The organism is Streptomyces sp. NPDC002156 (genome assembly GCF_053593675.1).
The window spans coordinates 109,008-116,575 of record NZ_JBSFDA010000010.1; the positions used below are offsets into that span (position 1 = coordinate 109,008).

5 protein-coding genes are annotated in these 7,568 nt (G+C 69.1%); 3 read left to right on the forward strand and 2 right to left on the reverse strand.

Features of this window, described 5'->3' with window-relative positions; all coding sequences use genetic code 11:
- Positions 1-11: 11 nt before the first annotated feature.
- Positions 12-2,054, reverse strand: a complete 2,043-nt coding sequence (locus ACWCRB_RS07470; RefSeq protein WP_450995120.1) for a calcium-binding protein — start codon at positions 2,052-2,054, stop codon at positions 12-14.
- Between the two features lie 224 nt (positions 2,055-2,278).
- Positions 2,279-4,126 (reverse strand): phosphoenolpyruvate carboxykinase (GTP), encoded by a 1,848-nt coding sequence (locus ACWCRB_RS07475; RefSeq protein WP_450995121.1) that lies wholly within the window; start codon positions 4,124-4,126, stop codon positions 2,279-2,281.
- Between the two features lie 327 nt (positions 4,127-4,453).
- On the opposite strand from ACWCRB_RS07475, the gene trhA reads away from it, so the two are divergent.
- From trhA to ACWCRB_RS07490, 3 genes are all read left to right on the forward strand, one after another.
- Positions 4,454-5,170, forward strand: a complete 717-nt coding sequence (trhA, locus tag ACWCRB_RS07480; RefSeq protein ID WP_450995122.1) for a PAQR family membrane homeostasis protein TrhA — start codon at positions 4,454-4,456, stop codon at positions 5,168-5,170.
- A gap of 113 nt (positions 5,171-5,283) precedes the next feature.
- Positions 5,284-6,834: an MFS transporter gene (locus tag ACWCRB_RS07485; RefSeq protein WP_450995123.1), complete on the forward strand. Its 1,551-nt coding sequence runs from the start codon at positions 5,284-5,286 to the stop codon at positions 6,832-6,834.
- 5 nt (positions 6,835-6,839) lie between these two features.
- Positions 6,840-7,463 carry a TetR/AcrR family transcriptional regulator gene (locus ACWCRB_RS07490; protein WP_450995124.1) on the forward strand — a complete coding sequence of 208 codons (624 nt, stop codon included), beginning with the start codon at positions 6,840-6,842 and terminating at the stop codon, positions 7,461-7,463.
- Positions 7,464-7,568 lie beyond the last annotated feature (105 nt).

Sequence of the window (7,568 nt, forward strand, 5' to 3'; positions counted from 1 at the left end):
TGTGCTGCTGCTCAGGGGCAGCTGATGCGGGTGTCGCCCGGGTCGGTGGTGCAGGTGTCGAAGCCGGTGCCGCCGTTGGCGGTGTCGTTGCCGCCGACGCCGTCGCGGGTGTCGAGGCGGTCGTTGCCGATGTTGCCGGTCAGGGTGTCGTTGCCCGGGCCGCCGTTCAGGGTGTCGGCGCCGGACGCGCCGTCGATGTTGTCGTTGCCGAAGTTGCCGTGGACGGTGTCGTTGCCGATCCCGGGGCGGATGATGTCGTTGCCGCCGAGACCGCAGATCACGTCGTTGCCGCCGGTCCCGTTGAGGGTCTCGGAGGCGCTGGTGCCGGTGATCGTGCAGCCCCGGGAGTTGTTCACGGCGGTTGTCGCCGTGGCGGTGTTGTTGCCCGGGGTCGGGTCGCTCGGGGTCGAGGTGGCCGTGGCGGTGTTCGTGAGGGTGCCGGTGGCGCGGGGTTCCACGACGATCGTCACCGTGGCGCCGGGCGTGCCGGCGGTGAGGGTGCCGAGGTTGCAGCTGGCGCCGGTGGCACTGGCCGTACAACTGCCCTGGGTGGTGGTCGCGGAGACGACCGAGGCGGCGGGGCCGCTGAGCGCGTCGGTGAGGGTGACGCCGGTCGCCGAGGTGCCGGCGGTGGTGTTGGTGACCGTCACGGTGTACGTGGCGCGGTCGCCGATGCTCACCGTGCCCGTGCCGCTCTTCGTGACCGACAGGTCCGGGGCCGCCGGGGGCGGCGTGGCGCCGCCTCCCTCGTAGCGGGCCAGCGCGAAGTCCTGGTCCTGGCCTCCCCGGCCGGCGGCGACGATCCTGCCGTCGGGCTGGAGTGCCACGCCCTGGGCCACCTCGACGTCACCGAAGTCGGTCGTCACCAGGCCGCCGGTGCCGAAGCCCGCGTCGGGGCCGCCGTCGGTGTTCAACCGTACGATCCCGAAGTCGCCGCCACCTCCGCCGCCGCCCGCCAGGACGATGCGCCCGTCGGTCTGCAGCGCCACGTCGGCGGCCCAGGCGCCGGTGAGGAAGGCCCGGCCGTCACCGCTGAAGGTGGTGTCGAGGCTGCCGTCGGTGTTGTAACGGGCCACGGCGCCTCCGGCCGCGACGATCCTGCCGTCGGGCTGGATCGCCAGCGCACCCACGGACTCGTAGCCGCCGAAGTCGGTGCGGACGATGCCGTCGCCGTCGAAGCTCGTGTCCACGCTGCCGTCGGTGTTGAAGCGCATCAGGGCGAAGTCGAAACGGGTCGACCCGACCTGGCCCCCGACGACGATTTTCCCGTCGGGCTGCAACGCCAGGGCACGGCCGTCGCCGCCCTCCTGCGGCACCGGCCCCGCCGGATTGGCGGTGACCGTGCCGTCGCCGCCGAACGTGGTGTCCGGAGTGCCGTCGTTGGTGAGGCGGAGCACCGCCATGTGGCCGCCCGTGTAGCCGGCCGCGACGATCCTGCCACTGGAGTCGATCGCCACGTCGCGGGCCTCGGTCGGGCCGGCGATGTCGGCGAAGACCCTGCCGTCGTCGCTGAAGGTGTTGTCCAGGGTGCCGTCGGCGTTGTAGCGGGCGACGACGAACCAGCAGCAGTCCTCGTACTCCCGCCAGCTCATGCCCACCACGACGATCTTGCCGTCGGCCTGCAGCGCCACGGCGTTGGCCTCGCTCCACTGGAGGCTCGGGCCCATGTTGTTGACGGCGGTCGTCACCGTGCCGGGCTCGTCGCCGTCGGCACCGCCGAAGCCGGTGTCCAGGGTGCCGTCGGCGTTGTGGCGGGTCAGCGCGAAGCGGCTCTCCAGCAGCGATTCGTCGGTGGAGGCGCCGACGGAGACGATCTTCCCGTCGGGCTGCACCGCCACGTCGCGGGCCTGGTCACCGTCGGCGAAGTCGGTGAGCACCTTGCCGTCGCTGCTGAAGGTGGGGTCGAGGTCGCCGGGGGCGGCGATCGCTGTGCCGGGCAGAACGAGGACGAGCGCCAGTCCGACGGTCGCCACGACGCCGGTCCGGGCCGCCCATGATCTGCGGCGCCCTTCCCGGGACCGGCGCCAGGCCGGTCGTACATGAGATGTGAGCATGTCGGCAGCTATGCGCCGAACACACGGCGTTCCACCCGCCCGGGGGCCGCATTGCGCTCTCTGGCCGCCGAAAATCCATCACCACGGGTGATCGACGATACGAATGTACGACTGAATGTGCGGCCACACCATCCCGTGGGGATGGTGGTCACCGCGGCCGGCCGTGACGACGTCGCAGGTCAGGGCAAGTCCGACCGGCCGCGGAGTTCTACGGGCTGTGGGCGTCAGCCCAGACGCTGCACCAGCGCCCGGTACTCGTCCCACAGTTCCTTCGGGGTGTGCTCGCCGAACGTGTTGAGGTGCTCGGGGACCAGGGCGGCCTCCTCGCGCCACACGTCCTTGTCGACCGTGAGCAGGAAGTCGAGGTCGGCCTCGGAGAGTTCGAGACCGTCCGTGTCGAGCGCGCCCTTGGCCGGCAGCACACCGATCGGCGTCTCGACGCCCTCGGCCCTGCCGTCCAGCCGGTCCACGATCCACTTCAGGACGCGGCTGTTCTCACCGAAGCCGGGCCAGACGAACTTGCCCTCGTCGTTCTTCCGGAACCAGTTGACGTAGTAGATCTTCGGCAGCTTGGACTGGTCCTTGTCCTTCGCCACGTCGATCCAGTGCGCCATGTAGTCGCCCATGTTGTAGCCGCAGAACGGCAGCATGGCGAAGGGGTCCCGGCGCAGCTCACCGACCTTGCCCTCGGCGGCGGCGGTCTTCTCGGAGGCCACGTTGGCGCCCAGGAAGACACCGTGGTTCCAGTCGAAGGACTCCGTGACGAGGGGTACGGCGGTGGCGCGCCGCCCGCCGAACAGGATCGCCGAGATCGGCACGCCCTTGGGGTCCTCCCACTCGGGCGCGATGATCGGGCACTGGGCGGCCGGGGTGGTGAAGCGGGCGTTCGGGTGGGCGGCCGGAACTCCTGACTCCGGCGTCCACTCATTGCCCTTCCAGTCCGTCAGGTGGGCCGGAGTCTCCTCCGTCATGCCCTCCCACCAGATGTCGCCGTCGTCGGTGAGGGCGACGTTGGTGAAGACGGAGTTGCCCCACAGCGTCTTCATCGCGTTGGCGTTGGTGTGCTCGCCGGTGCCGGGCGCGACGCCGAAGAAACCGGCCTCGGGGTTGATCGCGTACAGCCGGCCGTCCTCCCCGAAGCGCATCCAGGCGATGTCGTCGCCGATCGTCTCGACGGTCCAGCCGCGAGTCGTGGGCTCCAGCATCGCGAGGTTCGTCTTGCCGCAGGCCGACGGGAAGGCGGCGGCGACGTACTTGGACTCGCCCTGCGGCGGCGTGAGCTTGAGGATGAGCATGTGCTCGGCGAGCCAGCCCTCGTCGCGTGCCATGACGGACGCGATGCGCAGGGCGTAGCACTTCTTGCCGAGCAGCGCGTTGCCGCCGTAGCCCGAGCCGTAGGACCAGATCTCGCGGGACTCCGGGAAGTGCGAGATGTACTTCGTGGAGTTGCACGGCCACGGCACATCGGCCTCGCCCTCGGCCAGTGGCGCCCCGAGCGTGTGCACAGCACGCACGAAGAAACCGTCGGTACCGAGTTCGTCGAGGACCGGCTGCCCCATGCGCGTCATCGTGCGCATGGACACGGCGACGTACGCCGAGTCGGTGATCTCGACGCCGATCGCGGAGAGGTCCGAGCCGAGCGGGCCCATGCAGAAGGGGACGACGTACATCGTCCGCCCCTTCATGGAGCCACGGAAAACACCCTCCTCCCCCGCGAAGATGTCCCGCATCTCGGCGGGGTCCTTCCAGTGGTTCGTCGGACCCGCGTCCTCCTCCTTCTCGGAGCAGATGAAGGTGCGGTCCTCGACACGGGCGACATCGGTCGGGTCGGAGGCCGCGTAGTAGGAGTTGGGGCGCTTGATCGGGTCCAGTTTCGTGAAGGTGCCTTTTTGGACGAGCTCTTCGCACAGTCGCTCGTACTCGGCCTCGGATCCGTCACACCAGACCACGCTGTCCGGTTGCGTCAGTTCCGCGATCTCGTTCACCCACGAGACCAGTTGCTTGTGGTTGGTCGGGACGGTGCCGGAGAGGGACGTGCCAGAGAGAACGGGAGCCGCGATGTCGCGCGCCACGATTGCTCCTTGAATGAGGGTTTTTTGTTGACTGCCCCTTGGGGGCCGCGACCCGGATGCTTCACGGAATTGATCTCTGGCGCTCATCCGGTGCCGACCGCACTCATTTGATCATCCGACTGGAGCGCCCATCTGTCCAGAGGGCCCCACACCTGAGCGACGTGACCATTGCCACTCACCCTTTACTTCCCCTGGAGTTTCCTCCGGGTCACCACGCATTCACCTGCAGTGCCGAATCCCCAAAGCGCGTGAGAGGATGGCCACTTCCAGCCCCTCCCCACGCCGCACTGACGCGTAACTTACGGTTACGTAGGTACGATGCCCGTCATGACTGCGTCCGTCCCCGACGCGCCTCTGGACTCACCGGCCGTCGGCCGTGGTCCCATGGCGCTCTCGCTGCCACATTCCGATGAGATCAAGCCCAAGCTGCGCGGCTGGCTGCATCTCGGCATGTTTCCGGCCGTACTCATCTCCGGTCTGGCGCTCACCGCGCTCGCCAGTTCGAGCAGGGCGCGCATCGCCTGCGGAATCTTCGCCCTCACCGCCTGCCTGCTGTTCGGCGTGAGCGCGCTCTACCACCGCGGCACCTGGAGCCCGCGCATGGACGGCGTCCTGCGCAGGCTCGACCACGCGAACATCTTCCTGATCATCGCGGGCACCTACACGCCGCTCACGATGCTGCTGCTCCCGGAGAGCAAGGGCCAGTGGCTCCTGTGGGGCATCTGGGGCGCCGCCGGGGCGGGCATCGCCTTCCGTGTGTTCTGGGTCGGCGCCCCGCGCTGGCTCTACACCCCCTGCTACATCGCGATGGGCTGGGCAGCGGTCTTCTTCCTGCCGGACTTCATGCGGGCGGGCGGCATCGCCGTCCTGGTGCTGGTCATCGTCGGCGGGATCCTCTACAGCGCGGGCGGCGTGATCTACGGCATCAAGCGCCCCAACCCGTCACCGCGCTGGTTCGGCTTCCACGAGGTGTTCCACTCCCTGACCCTCGCGGCGTTCGTGACGCACTACGTGGGGATCTCGCTGGTGGCGTACCAGCACTAGCCTCCTCGCCCCCTCGATCTGCCGGCCGCGGCTTACGAGCCGCGGCCATTTTTCATGCCCGAACGACGAAAGAAGTTTGACACTCACCATCTTTTGAGAGTTACTCTCATTTCATGGCTACTGTCACCAACCCAGACGCAGGTACGGCCGACACCCCACCCCTGGACCCCCGCCGCTGGTGGGCCCTGGGTGCCCTGGTCGCGAGCATGCTCGTGCTCGGCTTCGACATGACGATCCTCAACGTGGCGCTGCCGACGATGGCCGAGCAGCTGGGCGCGTCCACCGGCGAGCAGCAGTGGATGGCGGACGCCTACATCGTCGTGTTCGCGGCCCTGATGCTCCCGGCGGGCCTGCTGGGCGACCGCTTCGGTCGGCGCCGGATGCTGATCGCCGGCCTCGGCATCTTCCTGGCCGGTTCACTGGTCGGCGCGCTGGCGGCTGACGTGAACTGGGTGGTCGCGGCCCGAGCACTGATGGGCGTAGGAGCGGCCCTGGTCATGCCCCTGGCCCTCTCCGTGCTCCCCTCCCTCTTCCCGCCCCACGAGCGCACCAAGGCGGTCGGCGTCATCTCGGCGGCCTCCGCGCTCGGTATGCCGCTGGGCCCGATCATCGGCGGCTGGCTCCTGAACCACTTCTGGTGGGGCTCGGTCTTCCTGATCAACGTCCCAATGGTCGCCATCGGCATCGCGGCCTGCGTGTTCCTGCTCCCGGAGACCAGCGACCCGTCCTCCCCCAAGGTGGACATGACCTCCACAGCGCTCACGGCGACGGGCCTGGGCGCACTGATCTACGCGATCATCGAGGCCCCGACCCGAGGCTGGACGGACGTGTTGGTCCTGACCTTGTTCGCAGCGGCGGCCGTACTCCTCACCGTCCTGGTCCTCCGGGAACGCCGAGCCACCCGCCCGATGCTCGACATGACGCTGCTCTCCCAGCGGGGCTTCCTGCTGAACACGGTCGCGGCGACACTGGTGATGTTCGTCCTGTCCGGGCTGATGTTCGTCCTGCCGCCGTATCTCCAGGCGGTCCTGGGCAGCGACGCTCTGGGCACGGGCGTACGGCTGCTGCCGCTGATGGGCGGCCTGATGGTGGCCGCGCGGACGGCACAGCCGCTGGGAGCCAGGTTCGGCTCACGGGCGACGGTCACGGCCGGCCTGGTGATCCTGGCCTTCTCGGCGATCCTGGGCAGCCGTACGACGGTCGACGCGAGCTACGGCTACACGGCCCTGTGGCTCACCATCGCCGGTTTCGGCTTCGGCTTCGCCGTGGTCCCGGCGATGGACGGCGCCCTCGCCGCCCTGCCCGCCGACCGCGCGGGCAGCGGCTCCGGGCTCCTGATGACGCTGCGGCAGGTCGGCGGCGCGATCGGCATCGCACTGCTGGGCAGCCTGCTGGCGGGCACGTTCCGCGACCGCCTGGACGTCACGGGCCTGCCCGCGGGCGCGGCGGACACGGCCGGGGACTCGGTGGTGGCGGCACACCTGATAGCGGAGAAGACAGGTTCGGCGGACCTCCTGGCCTCCGCGAACAGCGCGTACGTCCATGGCATGGGCGTGGTCCTGCTGGTGAGCGGAGTGGCGGCACTGGCGGCGGCCCTGCTGGCAGGAGCGTTTCTCCCGAACACCCCGGACATGGCAGCCGACCGGCCCGATGACCGACAATGACCCGTATGACGGCCGCACGCACCTCTTCCCTCACCGACCGCCCCCAGCTGGGCCTCCGTGAACGGAAGAAGATCAAGACCCGGATGGCGATCCGTTCCGCGACGTACGAACTGATCGAGGACCAGGGGTACGACGCCACGACGATCGAGCAGATCGCCGAGCGCGCCGAGGTGTCGCAGTCGACGGTCTTCCGCTACTTCCCCACCAAGGAGGACATCGTGCTCACCGACGAGTACGACGCCCTGATGGAGGAGGAGCTGCGCACCCGCCCGGTCGACGAGCCCTGGATCGACTCCCTGCGGTACGTCGTGACGAAGGCCATCGGTGTCACCGCGGCCGAGGAGCCCGGGGTGATCCGTCTGCGCAGCCGGCTGATGCTGGAGGTACCGGCGGTCCGCTCCCGCATGATCGAGAGCATGTCCGAAACGGGCCGCCTCCTCTGCCGCGTCCTCGCCGAACGCACCGGCCGCGACTCCACCGACCTGGAGGTCCGCGTCTACGCGATGTCCCTGATCGGCGGCCTGGCGGAGATCAGCATCTACTGGGCGGAGAACAACTACGAGGACGACTTGACCGAGCTGGTGAACCGGGCGCTGAACGTCCTGGAGCATGGCCTGCCGAGGGACTGAGGTGGGCGCTTTTCTCGCCCCCGCCGCCCCTACCCGTTCCCATCCTTCTGGGGGCTGCGCCCCCAGACCCCCCTTTCGGCCTGAACGGCCTCGTCCTCAAACGCC

What these genes read in the sequence shown, in the direction of transcription:
- ACWCRB_RS07470 (WP_450995120.1), bottom strand. Translation starts at nt 2,054, where the DNA reads ATGCTCACATCTCATGTACGACCGGCCTGGCGCCGGTCCCGGGAAGGG.
- ACWCRB_RS07490 (WP_450995124.1), top strand. Translation starts at nt 6,840, where the DNA reads ATGACGGCCGCACGCACCTCTTCCCTCACCGACCGCCCCCAGCTGGGC.
- trhA (WP_450995122.1), top strand. Translation starts at nt 4,454, where the DNA reads ATGACTGCGTCCGTCCCCGACGCGCCTCTGGACTCACCGGCCGTCGGC.
- ACWCRB_RS07485 (WP_450995123.1), top strand. Translation starts at nt 5,284, where the DNA reads ATGGCTACTGTCACCAACCCAGACGCAGGTACGGCCGACACCCCACCC.